Source organism: Rhizomicrobium sp. (assembly GCA_037200985.1).
Classification (GTDB): Bacteria; Pseudomonadota; Alphaproteobacteria; order Micropepsales; family Micropepsaceae; genus Rhizomicrobium.
Window position 1 is genome coordinate 4,260,108 of record JBBCGJ010000001.1, and the last position, 15,912, is coordinate 4,276,019.

Genomic DNA, 15,912 nt, shown 5'->3' on the forward strand with positions numbered 1-15,912 from the left:
TGCCCAGATGTAAAAAGCCGCTGCTCACCGGATGGCGGCAGCGGCTTTTCTTCTGCTTTCTTGATTCTAGAACTGCCTCGTCAGCGAAACCATGACGTTGGCCGGCGCGCCCGCCGCGTTTCCGTATGTGATTCTCGCCGAATTATTGACGTAGTACAGCTCATTGAGAATGTTATGGGCGTTGAGTTGAAGCAGCCATTTCTCATAGGTGTATGCGACCGTCGCATCGACCACCGTATAGCTCGGAAGTGGAAAAGTGGGGATCACGGCAGTTGCGTATGACGTGCGCCGATCACCCACATAACGCACACCACCCCCGAATGAGAGCCCCGCCAGCGATCCCTCCTCGATCGTATAGGTCGTGAACAGACTTGCCGTGTTTGTCGGAATATACAGTTCCTCCTGGCCGTTGGCGGCCGGTCTGGTCGGATTGTTAATCCGTGTATGAAGATAGGAATAGCCGAGATTGATCTGCCATGCGGACGTAATTCTTCCGATCGCTTGGAGTTCGACTCCTTTGTGGGTCACCCCGGTGCCGATGTAATAGTCGATGTTGTGGACCGTCTGATCGTACTGGGCGACGTTGTTCTCGCCGATTCTGTAAACCGCACCGGTCAACAGAAGGCGTCCATCGTCCGTGCGATACTTGACCCCGGCCTCGTACTGGGCACCGGACAGTGGCGGCAGGATACCGTTCAGCAACGAGGGGATGGCCTGTGGGTTGAACGATTCGCTGTACGAAACGTAAGCATTGGCGCCGGGAACCACTTCATAGGTGACGGCCCACCGGAAGCTCGTTTGGCCGTCGGTGACGGAGGCCTGATGAACGCCGTTGACCACTTCGTTTCCGTCCGGCTTTGAATAGGACACGCCCAACAGCACGGACAAGGGATCGAAGATCTGTATGACCGATTGAGCGGAGAGGGTCAGGGTGGCGATATTGATGTCCCGCCGGTAGTCGTACTGCGGATTGGTTGCGAGCGTGTTTATGACTTGGGTGATCGCCGCTTCGCCCGAGAAAAGGTTGGCTGTCAGGTTGTCGGGATAGGTCTCGTAGATCGGCTGATCGTTGTTCTGATACAGCGCCGCCACCGACAGGAAGCTGTTCTTGAGACCCAGGTCGTCGAGATGGTAGATGGCTGAGGCGCCAATACCGAAGTTCTTGTTCCAGACGGCAACGTCGCGGACAAAGCCGACGGTCATCGTCCCGTCGGGCTGAAGGCCGTAGGCATAGTTGGTCGGACCGGTGAGATTGCTCGCCTGATAGTTTCCTTTCAGGCTCAGCTCCCACATGTCCGTCGGATGCCAGTCGAGCGAACCTTCCAGGTGGAAGAGAGAAGTGTAATCCAGTTGGTCCTGCGAACCGATGAAGAAGGAGCGGGGAACCGGCGCCGGCTTGCCGTTCGGATAGCCGGGGATGCCTTCAAACGACGTCCGCTCGAACCGTTCGAAACCGCCGTGAATGTATCCCGAGAGCGTGTCGCTCAAATCGGCGTCGACGCCGCCGTAGAGCGTCGTCTTCGAATGGCGCACCAGGTCGATGAAGCTGTTGCCCGCGTCCTGAACCGCGACACCGATCGCGCGGACGCTGCCATCTGCGTTCAAGGCGCCGGCTGCCTGTCCTTCGAGACGATAGCTGTCCCAACTTCCTGTTTGGGCGGTGACGTAGCTTGGCGTGTCGGGATGCGCGCTTTTGGTGACCATGTTCACCAGGCCGCCGGGACTGGAGATGCCATACACGACGGAGGAGGGCCCTTTCACGACTTCCAGGCGCTCGATGATCGCGTAGTCAGGGTCGTTGTCGAAGAGGCTTTGTGGAAGGTTGATACCGTCCAGCGCCAAACCCGGCCTGAAGCCGCGGAGCGTAAAGGTCGAGGCGCCGGTCGAAGACTCGCCCGTGTTCAGTGCGCCCGGCGTGAATTCCGCGACATCGCTGATCGACTTCAGATCGGCGGCCTTTATGAAATCGGCGCTGACCAGGCTTATCGATTGCGGCACCTTCTCGATTGGCAGCGGAAGATTTGTAACGCCGCGCGTGTCAGCGTTCAGGAACTGGTACGGCGCGCTGACCACCACCGTTTCGATGTTGCCCGTATCTTGAGCATGACTGCCTGTGTCTTGTGCTGGTTCGGCGGCAGCACTGGATAGTGCCAATGCCGACACGGCCGCGGATGAAAGCAAGATGCGCGTAAAGCTGATGTGCCGCATGATAAACCCCCTCTTGATCTACAATCCGGCCCTCGACCCGGCGAGGACGCGTCGGAAGTACGTCAATGTGACGACTGTTCATATGAAGGCGTAGCTTCACCATTATGTCAACGTTGTTTATTTATTCGGTCTCCAACTCCGAACGCCGTGTGGCGCGAACGACACTGTGGCGGCGGCGCTGGTGCGGCTGAACTGGCGCCTTGCGACAGCAGGGCGTGCTCAAAGATTGCCATGGCTGCGTTGTCCCGCATGTTGACACCGAGGCTTCGATGTCTCTAAATAAACGATGTTTATTTAAAGCCGGGCGCGTCGCATCCGCGACGCTGGCGGCATGACCGGCACACCCGGCTCGATCGGTGCGCTGAAAAGCGCGTTGGCGGATTGAGTGTCGGTGACCCGCAGGCCCGTTTTTGGTCAGGGCGCCGTTGCGAGGACCGAACAGGCGGCTCATGAAGTTTGAGGAAGAATATGGATCTGCGCCTTAGAGGAAAAAAAGTCGTCGTTCTGGGCGCCACACGGGGAATTGGCCGCGGCATCGCCGAGGCGTTTGCCGAGGAGGGCGCGGACGTGGCGATATGCGCGCGCAACGCGGCGCAGATCGACGAGACGGTTTCGGCGCTCGAGGCAAAGGGCGTTCATGCCGCGGGAGGTGCGCTCGACCTCACGGATACAGCGGCCATACGCAAGTGGATCGCGGACATCGCCGGCCGGATGGGCGGCATCGACATCCTCGTTTCGAATGCCAGTGCCATGGTCTATACGAACGACGAGGCGGACTGGATCGCGAACTTCAAATTGGATTTACTGGGCGGAGGCGTCGCCGCGCTGGATGCGGCGAGGCCGTTCCTGATCGAGGGCGCCGCGGCAAAGGGCGATGCGGCCTTTATCGCGATCTCTTCGATCTCGGCCTCGCAGGTGTACGGGGTGGAGTCCTACGGTGCGATCAAAGCGGCTCTTATTCACTACGCGAAGGGTTTATCGCGCGAACTCGCTCCGAGCCATGTGCGGGTCAACGTGGTGTCGCCCGGCGGGGTCTATTTCGAAGGCGGGAATTGGCACAAGATCGAGGTGGAATCCCCCGAACGGTTCAAGCAGATCATCGCGCGCAATCCTTCCGGCCGTATGGCAAGTGTCGAAGATGTTGCAAACGCGGTCCTGTTTCTCGCCAGCCCGGTCTCCGGATTCACCACGGGACTCAATATGGTGGTCGATGGCGGTATGACCGTGCGCGTCAGCCTTTGAGCATTGCGCATTTGTGCAACAGATCAAAGGTCTGCCAAACCGCCGGCTTGCATCCGTTGGTTCGCCTCAGGCCGGAGTGCCCACAGTATCGGCCTGCTGGAGAATATCCAGCTGCCGGGCGGTGTGCCGGATCAACAGCTGGGTGAGGATGACGCTTGGAATGCCAACGAGCGAGGCGACGATGAAGAACCAGTAGAAACCGCCGACCGCCTCGACGACGTATCCGGAAAAGCCTGCGAGCAGTTGCCCTGGCAGTGCGATGAATGAGGACAGCAGCGCATATTGCGTGGCGGTGAAGGGCTTGGCCGTAAGCCTCGACATATAGGCGACCAATGCAATGCCGCCAAAGCCGCCGGCGAAGTTTTCGAGGCTCACCGTGATGGTTATGGCCGGCAAGCTGTGCCCCATCGTCGCCAGCCATGCGTAAGCGAAGTGAACCGTGCTCATCAGCACCGTCCCCAGCAGCATCATGCGCAGCACCGTCATGCGCACGGCGACGATCCCGCCGACGAACGTGCCGACAATCATGGCGGAAATGCCGACGATTTGGGAAACAAGGGCGAGTTCGCCTTTGGTAAATCCGAGGCTGAGATAAAAAGGATTGGCCATGACCGCAAGCAGGATGTCGGTCAAGCGATTGAACCCGATCGTTGCCAGGATGAGTATCGTGCTCCAGCGATAGCGGATGACGAAGTCGACAAACGGCCTGACGACTGCAAAATACACGTCGTGCACCAGACCGCCTTCAGCGCGCCCACCGTCTTGGGTGCTCGCCGCGGGGCTATCGGTCAAGCGTGCCGCGGACAACGCTCCCATCATTCCGACGATCATCAGCGTGGCGGCAATCTCATATGCCGCCTGCCACGAAATGGCAGCGGCGATGTACAATACGCCGGCGCCGGAAAGCAGCAACGCGACGCGCGCGCCCAGCAGCATCGGTGCCGCCAGCACCGTCTGGCGGTCGTCGCTGCCAGCTGCTCTGATCCGCCAAGCGTCGATCGCGACGCCTTGCGTCGCCAGGGCCACCGAAACGACGGTCGCCGCGACCATCATCGCCGCCAGGTTGGTGGCGGGATTGATATTCGCCATGGCAACTATTCCGCCGATCAGGAAAAACTGCGATAGAAGAATCCACGCAGGTTGTCGTCCAAAGCGCCGTTCGAGAAACGGCACGGGCACATGATCGACGAGCGGTGCCCAGGCGAAGTTGAGCGCGCTGGGCAGCCCGATGAAGGATGCGAGTCCGATGTGGGTGAGCGGTACGCCGGCCTCGGTCAGCCAGATGGAAAGCGTCGAGAACAGGAGCACAAAGGGCAGTCCGGCGGCGAAGCCGAGCGCCAGCATCGTTGCCGTGTGTTGGTTGCTGTAGGTCGCAACAATGGCCCGGAGATGGAGTCTTGCGCGATAGCCCCAATATCTCAACACGGCTCGCTCATGGCGTTTCCGCGGTTGCGGACATGTTTGCCGGCACCGCATCCTGGAAGCGAGGCGCCTCGGCATGATCGAGCGATGTCATCGGCATCGCGACAAAGGTTCATTGCAACACCCCATGACCCCATAAAAATGTGCTTGAAGAAAGTGTCATCTGCGCCGCCGCGCAAGGTCAAGACGGATCGGCAAAATAAACGCTGTTGACATCATCCGCCGGGTCGATTGCAATACGCACGACGCTGCGTTCGCGTAGGGCGCTGGGTTGTGCGCTTTGAAGTAGCCGATGGACCTCGTTCGCTTCGTTCGATGGACTTGTGCATGATCACTGCACCGATCGTGTGCAACACCGCCTGCAAAGCTCAACGATTGGGCACAATCGCTCTTGCGTGGCTGACTGCTTCGGCTCTCCAAGGGAGCGCTTCGCCTGGCGGCGATCTCATGCGGGGCACGAAGCCGCGAATTTCAGGTGTCGGAATTGCAGGTCAATATATAAACATCATATATATCTATTCACATGCATTTGCCGTTTAGATGGACCATGGGTGAGCGATGCGCCATGCGATAGCGGTCAGGAACGTTCATTTCGAGGATTTGGGGGTGTTTTCAGCCGTCCTCGGCGATGCCGGATATCGGGTCCGGCTTATCGACGTGGGCATCGATGATCTGGGCGGCATTGATCCGAGCGCTCCGGATCTACTGATTCTTCTTGGTGGTCCTCTCAGCGTTTACAACACGGCGGCGTATCCCTTTCTGAAACGCATCGACGCCATCCTGAAAGCCAGGTTACCGAAGGAACGTCCGACGTTTGGGATATGTCTGGGATCACAGCAGATCGCCGCCGCGCTTGGCGCCCCAGTTCGGTCCATGGGGTATAAGGAAATAGGTTTCGAGCCGCTGTCCTTGACGACCGAAGGTTCGGCCGGTCCACTGGCTGCGCTGTCCGGCGTGCCGGTCACGCATTGGCATGGCGACACATTCGACATTCCGGCAGGGGCCGAACGCCTCGCCTATACATCGGCCTGTCGCAATCAGGCTTTCACGTTGGGTCCCAATATCATGGGAATCCAGTTTCACGCCGAGATCGATCCGACGGAAAATTTCGAGCGTCGCCTCGTCGGGCACGCCATCGAGCTTTCCACCGCGGGCGCCGATGTCTGCGCCCTGCGAAATCAGGCCGCAACGATCACAAGTGCAAATGTGCAGGCCTATCGAAGCATGTTTCGAGCCTGGTTGGAGGGATTGCAGCTATGACCGCAACTGCGGATGACAAGCGCTCGTGCCGAACATGCCGCCGATAATGGGCCTTAGGGCCGAAGTGGAGGCGCTCGCCGGCATCAAGTCCGTTGATGCGTTTTCACAATCCCCGGATGGGAAACGTGTCGCGTTCGTCTGGAACGTAAGCGGGCGCCCGCAAGTGTGGATCGCGGATCTGGACAACCGTCTTCCACCTCGTCAGCTGACCGATCTTCCGGATCCTGTGCACCACGTGGCTTGGTCGCCGAGGGGCGACTGGCTGGCATATGATGTCGCGCCCGGTGGCGGGCAGAACATCCAAATCTACATTGTAAGCCCCGACGGCGAGAATGCCCGGCGGCTTACGCCCGGTGGCATGACAAACAACTGGCTCTATTGTTGGACAAAGGACGGTTCGCGGTTGGCTATCGGATCGAACCGCAACGATCCGGCGCGGATGGATGCCTATCTCGTCGATCCCGCGACTGGCGGTTGGGTTTTGCTCACCAAACCCGAGGGATTGAATTTCGTTCTCGATAGCAGTCCGGACGGCAATCTTGTTCTGATCAGCAGAATGATGAGCCGCGGCAGCAATGCACTCTATCTTGCCGATGTCGGAGCGCGATCGGAGACGCGCCTTACCCCTCCCACGCCGCCGTCCAGCTTCAAATGGGCCCGCTTTTCGGCCGACGGGGACCGGATCTATTTGTTCGATGATCAGCTGACGGACCGCGCTTCGGTGGGCGTTCTGCGAATATCGCACGCCGGCGCGCCCGGCGCGATCGAGATCGTGGCATCCCGCGACGATGCGGAAGCCGATGAAGGCGCCCTGTCGCGCGATGGCAAAAGTCTGGCGCTGGTGTGGAACGCCAGCGGGATCAGCGAATTGGAAGTCAGGTCTCTTGATTCCCAAGGGGGTTCTTACAAAGTCCCACTGCCGGCCGAGCAGATAGATGCGCCGTCGTTCACCCGCGACGACAAAAAGCTCATCTTCATCGCGCGGGGATCGCGGACCCCGCAGGATCTCTATTCGCTCGATCTGCCATCGGGCGAATGTCGGCAACTGACTCATAGTCCGCACGAAGGCGTCGACCTCCTTGGACTGGTGAAGCCCGAGCCGATCCAATATAATGCGCGGGACGGCGTTCGACTGTCGGGCTGGCTCTATCGGGCATCGCCGGCTGACGGCTGCAGGCCCATGGTCTTTCATTACCATGGTGGTCCCGAACTCCAGGCAAGACCGTACCTCGCGGCGGATATTCAGGCGCTTGCGGTGCTCGGAATCAGCGTTTTCGTTCCCAATGTGAGGGGATCGGCTGGATTCGGCAGGCGATTCGCAAATTTGGACAATGGCCCGTTGCGGGCGAACAGCATAAGAGACATCGCCGATACCACGAATGCTTTGGTTTCCATGCGGCTGGCCGATCCAACCCGGCTCGGAATTATGGGTGGTTCGTACGGCGGCTATATGGCCATGTGCGGAATAACCTATTTTCCCGACATGTTTGCCGCTGCCGTGAATTTGTTCGGGATCGTCAACTTCGAGACCTTTTTCGCGCATACCGAGCCGTGGATGGCGTCGTCGTCCAAAGTGAAATACGGCGACCCGGAAACGCAGCGGGACATGCTCAGAGAACTGTCTCCGATCCACAAGATCGATCGCATTAAAACGCCCCTGCTGGTTTTGCACGGCGCGAACGATCGCAACGTGCCGGTCATCGAGGCCGAGCAGGTGGTGGATGGCCTGTCGAAGCGCGGCGTGCCCGTCGAGTACGTTAAATTCGCCGACGAAGGCCATGTCTGGCGGCACGTCGCCAACCGGATCGAGTCGACGGTTAGGATAGCGGCTTTTTTCAAGCGACACTTGATCGACGGTTAATTCATGGCTGCAGAAGACGCGACGCGCGTTTCGCACCGTCGTTGACTTTCCGGATATATACAGTGATTATATACGGCGCGTCGCAGAAAGCCGCGCCCTGCAGTGCTTTCGATCTTTGAAGGGGAGTTACGCCGTTGGCCGAGTACAAGATTACCTTCATCCGCCTCTCGAATCCCAAGGGCGGGCATTCGTCCATCACGCATTTCTATGGGCCGAAGCTCGAAGACGCCGAGCGCATGTATGTCGATAACGTGCCGAGGATTTGCGAGTACATCGAAGCGGGAAGGCATCGGTTCTATATGGAGGACCGGGGGCTCAGAATCTACGTGAAGGTCCGGGCCGGGGCCGACGGCGTCAAGTATCTCCAGGCTTGTGCAGACGGCGAATGGACGAACGATCTCCTCGATCTGCCTGAAAGGGGAATGGACAAGTACCAAATCCATACGACACGCAGGTCGCAATCCAACGGTTCGCATGAAAGCATCACCCACCTCGCCGGGCCGGACGTGGTCAAGGGCAAGGTCGACTACTACTATCCGATCGAAACCATCATCAGTTTCATCGAAACGGAAAAATATGTCTACTACATGGAAAAGAGCGGCGAACGGCTCTATGTCGACGTGCGCGCCGGAGCGAACGGCCGCAAAATCATCCAGACCCGCGTAAACGGCGACTGGACGGACGATCTTCTTTCTCTGCCGCCTTGTCCCGGCGGTTGATCGCAGCAATGACGCGACACGAAGCGCATCGGAAGATATGCGGCCTTCTCGACAACCATAGGTGTGACCGCGGCCATGGACGTTGAATTCGAAAGGGTCGACTGGCGGTACGTTTCTCCGCACCGGATTGCTTACAAAAGCCAAACCCTGTCCCAGACCGTGGTCGTCAAGCTTGCCGACGGCAGTTTCGTCGGTCGTGGCGAGGCGTTGGGCGTGTCCTACCACGGTGAAACGGCCACGACGATATGGGATCAACTGGAGGCGGTGAAGAAGGATTTGCGCGGCAACCTCTCGCGCCGCGATCTTGCGGGTTTGCTGCCCGCTGGAGGGGCTCGCAATGCGGTCGATTGCGCGCTGTGGGATCTGGAGGCCAAACGCAGCGGACAGCGTGCCTGGCGCCTGGCGGGGCTGCATGACGTCCATCCGCTTCTCACGGCCTACACATTGGGTATCGACACGCCGGAGGCGATGGGCGCCGCTGCCGGCGGCCTCCGCCAATACTCGCTGCTGAAAGTCAAGCTTGCGGGTGATGACGATGACGTCGCGCGCGTTGCCACGATCCGTAAGCTCCGGCCCGACGCGGATATTATCGTGGACGCGAACCAGTCGTGGAGCGAGGAGCAATTGTGGAAGCTGACGCCGCGCATGGCCGAGCTCGGCGTGAAGCTCATCGAGCAGCCCTTGCCCGTGGGAAAGGACGAAGCATTGGCCGGCTTTCGGAGCCCTGTTCCTCTGTGTGCCGACGAATCCTGCCAAGTCGCCGATTCTTTGCCGGCGCTTGTGGGAAAGTATCAATTCGTGAACATCAAACTCGACAAGACCGGTGGAATGACGGAAGCCTTTAATCTCGTATCGGCAGCACAGAAGGCGGGTTTCAAATTGATGATCGGCTGTATGGGCGGGTCGTCGCTGTCGATGGCGCCGGGATTTTTGGTCGGACAGTTCTGCGATGTCGTCGATCTTGACGGACCGCCCCTGTTAACGTCCGACGTCCCCCATGGCATCCGCTATGATGGCAGCGTTATGATGCCGCCGGAAATGGAACTATGGGGCTGAAGGATACAGGAGGAAATGCAGGCAAGATCGACGCGCTGGTCGCCGAAATCCTGCACGCGGCACGCATTCCTGGCGGTGCGGTCGCCGTTGTCGCCGATGGCGCGACGGTTTTCGCCAAAGGCTATGGCTATCGTGATCTTGCTGAAAAATTGCCGCTGACGGAAAAGACGGCGTATCCAATTGCCTCGACGACAAAGGCGTTCAACGCGACGCTTATCGGCATGCTGGTCGATGACGGGTTGCTCGGCTGGGATGTTCCGGTACAGAGTTATCTCTCCGATTTTCGCCTTTGGGATGCGGCCGTGAGTTCGCAGGTCACGTTGCGCGATCTCATCGTGATGCGCACCGGCCTGCCGCGTCACGACTGGGTTTGGGATGGCCGCTCGCTCGATCGGGCCGGACTGGTCGAACGCATGCGTTTCCTCGAACCGTCGGTCGGGTTCCGCGAACGGTATCAATACAACAACCTCTCGGTCGTCGCCTCGGGCCATGTGGCCGAAAAAGTGGCAGGGATCTGCTGGGAGGAACTGGTCCGCCGTCGGATACTGACGCCGTTGGGCATGCACGACACGGCGTTCGGCGTGCCGGGCGGCGCGGAGGTCACGCTTTCCTATCGCGAGAACAACCGGCGCGAGCTGATTGCTGGCAGCAGGCGGTCTGCCGAAGCGACGGCGCCGTCGGGTGGATCGCTTTACTCCACCGTCCTCGATATGGCGCGCTGGGTGAAATTCAATCTGGACGACGGAAGGGCGGGAGAGCGCAGCTTAGTCAAGTCTGCGACGCTCGCAGAAATCCACGCACCCCAGATAACGGGCGGTTCGGAGCTGGTGGGTCTGCTGTCTCCCATAAGCTACGCGATGGGCTGGGTCGTGGGCGCTTACCATGGCCGGCCACGTCTGACGCATGGTGGCCATCTCCATGACGTGAACAGCGTGGTGAGCCTGTTTCCGAAAGATGGCATTGGAATCGTGTCGGTCACCAATTTTGGCGGGCCGGTTCTTGCACCGTTCATCGCGCAGCGGACTTTCGACGTGCTGATGGGGTTCGAGCCGCTGCAGCATCTCGATGAGCTGCTGGCCCAGTATGAAAAGAACATAACGGACACGCGCGAGCGCAATCGGGCCGCGCCCCATGTCGAGAATACGCGGCCATCGCACGCTCTGGACGCCTATGCGGGTGTCTACGCGCATCCCGCTTATGGCGAGATCAGAGTCGAACGGGAAGGCGGCATCCTGATCCTGAATCGGGATGGCTTGCGCTTGTCGCTAAGGCATTGGCACTACGATGTGTGGGTCGCCGCGGAGAGCGAGATGTTCGTCATATATATGAACAATCCGTTCGATCCGTCGAACTGCGTACAGTTTCACTCGGGCGTCGGCGGCAATATCGAAAGCATGGCGATCCGCTTTGAACCGGCTTTAGCCTCCATTGTTCTTCGCAAGGCGTGAATTTCTATCCGCCGACGCACCGTGTCTGCGATCTTGGAGTGCGATGGATTTGGTTTAGGAGTTTGGCGTGCGGATTGGTGTACCGAAGGAGATCAAGACTTTCGAAGGCCGGGTCGGCCTGACGCCCGACGTGGTGGGGCTTCTTGCGAGTCGCGGCCATGACATATTTGTCGAGACGTGCGCCGGGCGGGGCATCGGGGTGGGCGACGAAATCTACCAAAAGGCCGGTGCTTCCATCATGCCGGACGCTGAACGCCTGTTCGAAGCTGCCGAGTTGATCGTCAAAGTAAAGGAACCGCAGCCCGAAGAGATCGTCCGGCTGCGCCCGCATCATGTGCTCTTCACATATCTTCATCTTGCGGCCGACCCCAACCAGGCAAGGGGCCTGATGCGTTCGGGTTGCACGGCCATCGCATACGAAACCGTGACCGGCACGGATGGCGGATTGCCGTTGCTTGCGCCGATGAGCCGGGTTGCTGGCCGAATGGCGACGCAGATCGGCGCCGTTCAACTCCTGAAGCCGGCGGGTGGCCGGGGCATTCTGGTCGGCGGTGTGCCCGGCGTGGCGCCCGCGCGGGTGACGGTTCTTGGCGGAGGCGTGTCGGGCACGCATGCCGCCGAGATGGCATTGGGCCTGCATGCCGATGTGTGCGTGTTCGACATCTCGGCGCGCCGGCTCGATCTGCTCGACCGGCACTTCGGCGGTCGCGTGCGTACGATTTTTTCGACGCCGGACGCGATCGCGGCGGAGTTGATCCAGGCCGATCTCGTCATCGGCTGCGTGCTGCTGCCCGGAGCGTCGGCGCCCAAGCTGGTGCGGCGATCCGATCTCGCACGGATGAAGTCGGGCGCCGTACTTGTCGATGTCGCGATCGATCAGGGCGGGTGTTTCGAGACTTCGTTCCCGACGACGCATGCCGAACCGACCTACGTCGTGGATGGCATCATCCACTATTGCGTGGCCAACATGCCGGGCGCGGCGCCGCTCACGTCGACCTACGCGCTCAACGGTGTGACGGCGCCTTTCGTGGTTGCGCTCGCCGACAAGGGTGTGGATCGCGCATTGGCCGACGACCCGCACTTGGCCGCGGGACTGAACGTGATGGCGGGAGAAATCCGGCATCCCGTCATACGTGCTTCCCTTGATCGGAGGCCGGACTGAACTCTGCCGAGGCAGCGCAATCGGGCGGCTGAAAATGACTGCCCGACGTCGATCAGTGCCTACGACTTCCTTCCACCGTAAAAACCGTTCGAGCGCGTGGGGAGGAGCGCAAATCGGTTTGGACGCGCCAACGAGGGATCAGATCACAAATGTCGGCTCAGAACAGGCGTTCTGGTGGCACGCAGGTGTAACGCAACGGGGGCAAAAATCCGCCTTTTCCTGCTTAGTTCTGCGTATGCCCGCTAGCATAAGCTATTGAAATCGTTGAATGGCCCCTCCATTGACATGGGGAAGGTCACAGGTTCAATCCCTGTATTGCCCACCATTTTCAAGCGCTTAGAAAAATCTCGTCCGTCTGCTGCCTTCCAAAATGGATCGGAGACAAACGCGGCGGCTTGCTTGGGCACCACTCTGCGCAGGAATGGATCACCGGACCGGGCTGACGACTACGTGCTCACAGTGGCGCTGAGCCCTGTGGCGCGCCTATCAACGGCCGTGCCGATCACGATGCCTCGGTCACTGGCTTTGCTGTTTTTTGGGATCGCCTATCGGCTATGAGCGACTGCTAGCAGGCGCCGTTTTGTCGTTCGAAAGACAGATGCATTTTGCGATAGGTGCGCGGACTGACGCCGTAGTGATTTCGAAACACGCGCGCGAAATGCGTCATGTTGTTGAACCCCCAGCTGAAAGCGATCTCGGTGATCGTCCGGCGCTGCCACAATACGTCCGTCAACTGTTTGCAGCATTCCTCGATCCTGCGACGCCGGATAAAACTTAAAAGCGTCTCTTTCTCGCTGGTGAACACGAGATGAAGGTAGCGTCGCGAGAGGCCAAACGCCGCGGCGACCGAGCGCAGGTCGAGTTCTGGGTCGCGCAAATTAGCCTCGATATAGCGCTTGATTTTGATACGGTGCGTTCCGACGCTGGCGGTTTCCGGAACCACGCTGCCTTTCGTCGCCATCCACGCCGTGGCGAAGACATCGAGCAGGCTGTCGGCCATACGCGAGCCCAGGTCGTGTGGGAAACCCAGGTCGGCCTGCTCCCAGACACTCTTGAGCATCAGCGACGTCGTTCGCGACAGGCCCGTCGCGCCGGATAGCTTGACACCTACGACTTCTTCCGGCGACGGCAGATGCTTGCGCAGATCGTCCTCGGTGACGATGAGCAAAAGCGTGCTGCACGGTTTCTCATAGGTGAGGGTGTAGGGCAGCGTCGCGTCGCTCAGCACAAGGTCGCCTTCATCGAGGCGGATATCGCGGTCGTCACGGCGGATAACAAGTTGTCCCTGCAACAGCACGCGCAGGAAAAAAAGATGTTCACCGTGATCGGACGCTCGCAATTCCGGGCGCGACACCGTCGCGGGTTGGGAGACGGCGTTGGCCATGCGCAGACGGCCGTATCGCAAACAGCGCATCTCGGCGTCGAACTGGCTCGGATTGGAAGGGCGGGTCTTGACCGGCGTCAACACGCTGCTGTTCACGTCGTTCCAATAGGCTACCTTCGCCGACGACTCCAATCCGCGCGTCGAATAGGTGAGCATGTCTATTTCCTCCGGTGCTTTTTCTCATCACGATATCAAAATTTGTGCCACCGACAATCGTCAAATGGCGTCCGATTTCCGCGTCGCGTCGCGTTGACGATCAAAACGCGACTTGAAACGCATATCCGCAAGGCGATATGGGAAGCGGGCTCGTTGCGGACGATTGGGCGGGAATATGGCGTTGAAGTACGATTCGGTCGTCACGGCTGGGGCTGCCAAACAGATCGCCAAGGATATTCGCGAAGCCATCCTTCACGGCAGGATCAAGGTGGGGGAACGGCTCCCGACGGAAGACGAGCTCGCGGCCAGCTACGGCGTATCGCGCCCGACGATCCGTGAAGCGCTGAAGCTGCTCGCCGCGCAGAACTTGGTGCGGGCACGGCGCGGCCCCTCGGGTGGAAGCTTCGTGACGAAGCCTGAGCCGGGCGAGATGGGACAGACCCTCGCCGGCGCGGTCACCCTCATGGTCACGATAGGCGGCTTCCAGTTCGACGAGATCGCGCTGGCCAGGCTTGAGCTTGATACGATCTGCTGCCGCCAGGCTGCCACCACCCGGGATCAGGCGGACATCGCAAAGCTCAAAACCGCTCTTGCCGAGCTTCGCGACGAGAAAGTGTCCGACGAAGAATTCTGTGCGGCCGACGTTCGCTTTCACCGGGCCCTGGTCGATGCGACCCACAACGGGCCCTTGCGATTCCTCATGTACGGAATTGTCGAGGCCATGTTGCCGATCATGAACATGGTCGTTTACCGCGAACGTGAGCGGGCGGTGGTCGTCAAGTATCATGAGGCGGTTCTCGCGGCGATCGTGAAGAAACGGCCGGCGGAAGCCGTCACCGCCGTGCGCGGACTGATGGAATACCTGACCGGTAAATATCGGTCAGCCGCCGCGCACACAGTCAAGCGGCCGCGCGCGCGGAAAACGACGCGGTAGCGCCCGCCGGCCGCGAGACGCTGGGTCCTACGCGTTGACGTCGACGACCGTACGGCCGCGAATCTCCCCCTTCAATATCTGTGCGCCGAGTGCCGGAGCGGCGGCGAGAGGCTCCGTCACGATCATTTCTTCGAGCAGGTTCATCGGCAGATCGCGGGCGAGCCTTTCCCAGGCGCGTTGGCGAATGTCCGTCGGACACATGACGGAGTCTATTCCGAGCAAGCGCACGCCCCGAAGAATGAACGGCGCGACAGAAGCGGGCAGGTCCGCCCCCTGGGCCAAACCGCAGGCCGCAACGCTGCCGCGATATTTGATTTGCGCCAGCAGATTGGCGAGCGTATTGCTGCCCACCGTATCGATGCCTCCCGCGAAGCGCTCCGAAAGCAGGGGCCGGGTCGGCTTCTCCGCCAGCGTCGAACGGTCGATGATCTCGGACGCGCCAAGCTTACGCAGATAGTCGTGCGTCGCGGCACGTCCTGTCGATGCCGCAACTTGGTATCCCAGCGCCGCCAGCAGAGCGACCGCGATGCTGCCGACACCGCCGGCCGCGCCCGTCACGGCAACAGTCCCGCTGTCCGGCCTGACGCCATGTTCCTGCAGTTCCATGACGGAGAGCATGGCCGTGAAGCCGGCCGTGCCGATGCCCATGGCTTGGCGAGTCGTCATGCCCTTCGGCAGATGTACCAGCCAGTCCGCTTTCACCCGCGCCGATTGCGAGAGTCCGCCCCACCAAATCTCTCCCACGCGCCAGCCTGTCAGCACGACCTTGTCGCCCACCGCGAACCGATCGCTGGCGGAAGCCGTCACGCTGCCCGCGAAATCGATGCCTGGAATATGTGGATATTTCTTCACCAACCGTCCCTGTCCCGCGAGGACCAGACCGTCCTTGTAGTTGATGGTCGAGTATTCCACGGCGACCGTCACGTCGCCGTCCGGAAGCTCGGCCTCATCGACCATCTCGACGCTCGAAGTGACCTTGCCTTCGGCTTCTCTCAACACTATTGCGCGGAATGCCACGGTCAGATCCTTCGCTGTTAGCAAGCCGCCTAGCGGCTCGTCG

Annotated in this window: 12 protein-coding genes; 8 read left to right on the forward strand and 4 right to left on the reverse strand. The window is 60.1% G+C overall.

The window, feature by feature from the left end:
- Window positions 1-66: 66 nt before the first annotated feature.
- Complete coding sequence (locus tag WDN01_21060; GenBank protein MEJ0028521.1) at window positions 67-2,208, reverse strand: TonB-dependent siderophore receptor; 2,142 nt, start codon at window positions 2,206-2,208, stop codon at window positions 67-69.
- Between the two features lie 468 nt (window positions 2,209-2,676).
- Here WDN01_21060 and WDN01_21065 point away from each other — a divergent pair, with 468 nt between their 5' ends.
- Window positions 2,677-3,450 carry an SDR family oxidoreductase gene (locus tag WDN01_21065; GenBank protein ID MEJ0028522.1) on the forward strand — a complete coding sequence of 258 codons (774 nt, stop codon included), beginning with the start codon at window positions 2,677-2,679 and terminating at the stop codon, window positions 3,448-3,450.
- Window positions 3,451-3,516: 66 nt separating this feature from the next.
- On the opposite strand, the gene WDN01_21070 is transcribed toward WDN01_21065, so the two are convergent.
- Window positions 3,517-4,794: a hypothetical protein gene (locus tag WDN01_21070; GenBank protein MEJ0028523.1), complete on the reverse strand. Its 1,278-nt coding sequence runs from the start codon at window positions 4,792-4,794 to the stop codon at window positions 3,517-3,519.
- A gap of 636 nt (window positions 4,795-5,430) precedes the next feature.
- On the opposite strand from WDN01_21070, the gene WDN01_21075 reads away from it, so the two are divergent.
- The 6 genes from WDN01_21075 (at window position 5,431) to ald (ending at window position 12,378) form a co-directional block, all read left to right on the forward strand.
- Window positions 5,431-6,132, forward strand: coding sequence for a glutamine amidotransferase (locus tag WDN01_21075; GenBank protein ID MEJ0028524.1), 702 nt, complete (start codon window positions 5,431-5,433; stop codon window positions 6,130-6,132).
- A gap of 34 nt (window positions 6,133-6,166) precedes the next feature.
- A complete protein-coding gene (locus WDN01_21080; protein ID MEJ0028525.1) occupies window positions 6,167-7,993 on the forward strand; it encodes a S9 family peptidase in 1,827 nt (608 codons plus the stop codon).
- Window positions 7,994-8,127: 134 nt separating this feature from the next.
- On the forward strand, window positions 8,128-8,712 hold the full coding sequence (locus WDN01_21085) for a DUF3892 domain-containing protein (protein MEJ0028526.1): 585 nt from the start codon (window positions 8,128-8,130) through the stop codon (window positions 8,710-8,712).
- 75 nt (window positions 8,713-8,787) lie between these two features.
- Window positions 8,788-9,768, forward strand: a complete 981-nt coding sequence (dgcA, locus tag WDN01_21090) for an N-acetyl-D-Glu racemase DgcA (protein ID MEJ0028527.1) — start codon at window positions 8,788-8,790, stop codon at window positions 9,766-9,768.
- Window positions 9,759-11,216 (forward strand): serine hydrolase, encoded by a 1,458-nt coding sequence (locus WDN01_21095; protein MEJ0028528.1) that lies wholly within the window; start codon window positions 9,759-9,761, stop codon window positions 11,214-11,216. The genes dgcA and WDN01_21095 overlap by 10 nt, the downstream gene beginning before the upstream one ends.
- A gap of 67 nt (window positions 11,217-11,283) precedes the next feature.
- Entirely contained in the window at window positions 11,284-12,378 is a 1,095-nt protein-coding gene (ald, locus tag WDN01_21100; GenBank protein ID MEJ0028529.1) for an alanine dehydrogenase, read from the forward strand.
- 565 nt (window positions 12,379-12,943) lie between these two features.
- Here the strand turns inward: ald and WDN01_21105 are convergent.
- Entirely contained in the window at window positions 12,944-13,918 is a 975-nt protein-coding gene (locus WDN01_21105; protein MEJ0028530.1) for a helix-turn-helix domain-containing protein, read from the reverse strand.
- 175 nt (window positions 13,919-14,093) lie between these two features.
- Between WDN01_21105 and WDN01_21110 the strand changes: the two genes are divergently transcribed.
- Window positions 14,094-14,852, forward strand: a complete 759-nt coding sequence (locus tag WDN01_21110; GenBank protein ID MEJ0028531.1) for a FadR/GntR family transcriptional regulator — start codon at window positions 14,094-14,096, stop codon at window positions 14,850-14,852.
- A 27-nt stretch (window positions 14,853-14,879) separates the two neighbouring features.
- Here the strand turns inward: WDN01_21110 and WDN01_21115 are convergent, their stop codons facing one another.
- Window positions 14,880-15,869: an MDR family oxidoreductase gene (locus WDN01_21115; protein MEJ0028532.1), complete on the reverse strand. Its 990-nt coding sequence runs from the start codon at window positions 15,867-15,869 to the stop codon at window positions 14,880-14,882.
- Between the last annotated feature and the right edge of the window lie 43 nt (window positions 15,870-15,912).

Bases quoted from the DNA above. Each gene is read 5' to 3' on its own strand.
- WDN01_21105 (MEJ0028530.1), bottom strand. From the start codon at position 13,918: ATGCTCACCTATTCGACGCGCGGATTGGAGTCGTCGGCGAAGGTAGCC.
- WDN01_21095 (MEJ0028528.1), top strand. From the start codon at position 9,759: ATGGGGCTGAAGGATACAGGAGGAAATGCAGGCAAGATCGACGCGCTG.
- WDN01_21110 (MEJ0028531.1), top strand. From the start codon at position 14,094: ATGGCGTTGAAGTACGATTCGGTCGTCACGGCTGGGGCTGCCAAACAG.
- WDN01_21070 (MEJ0028523.1), bottom strand. From the start codon at position 4,794: ATGCTGGCGCTCGGCTTCGCCGCCGGACTGCCCTTTGTGCTCCTGTTC.
- dgcA (MEJ0028527.1), top strand. From the start codon at position 8,788: ATGGACGTTGAATTCGAAAGGGTCGACTGGCGGTACGTTTCTCCGCAC.
- WDN01_21080 (MEJ0028525.1), top strand. From the start codon at position 6,167: ATGCCGCCGATAATGGGCCTTAGGGCCGAAGTGGAGGCGCTCGCCGGC.
- WDN01_21075 (MEJ0028524.1), top strand. From the start codon at position 5,431: ATGCGCCATGCGATAGCGGTCAGGAACGTTCATTTCGAGGATTTGGGG.
- WDN01_21060 (MEJ0028521.1), bottom strand. From the start codon at position 2,208: ATGCGGCACATCAGCTTTACGCGCATCTTGCTTTCATCCGCGGCCGTG.
- WDN01_21065 (MEJ0028522.1), top strand. From the start codon at position 2,677: ATGGATCTGCGCCTTAGAGGAAAAAAAGTCGTCGTTCTGGGCGCCACA.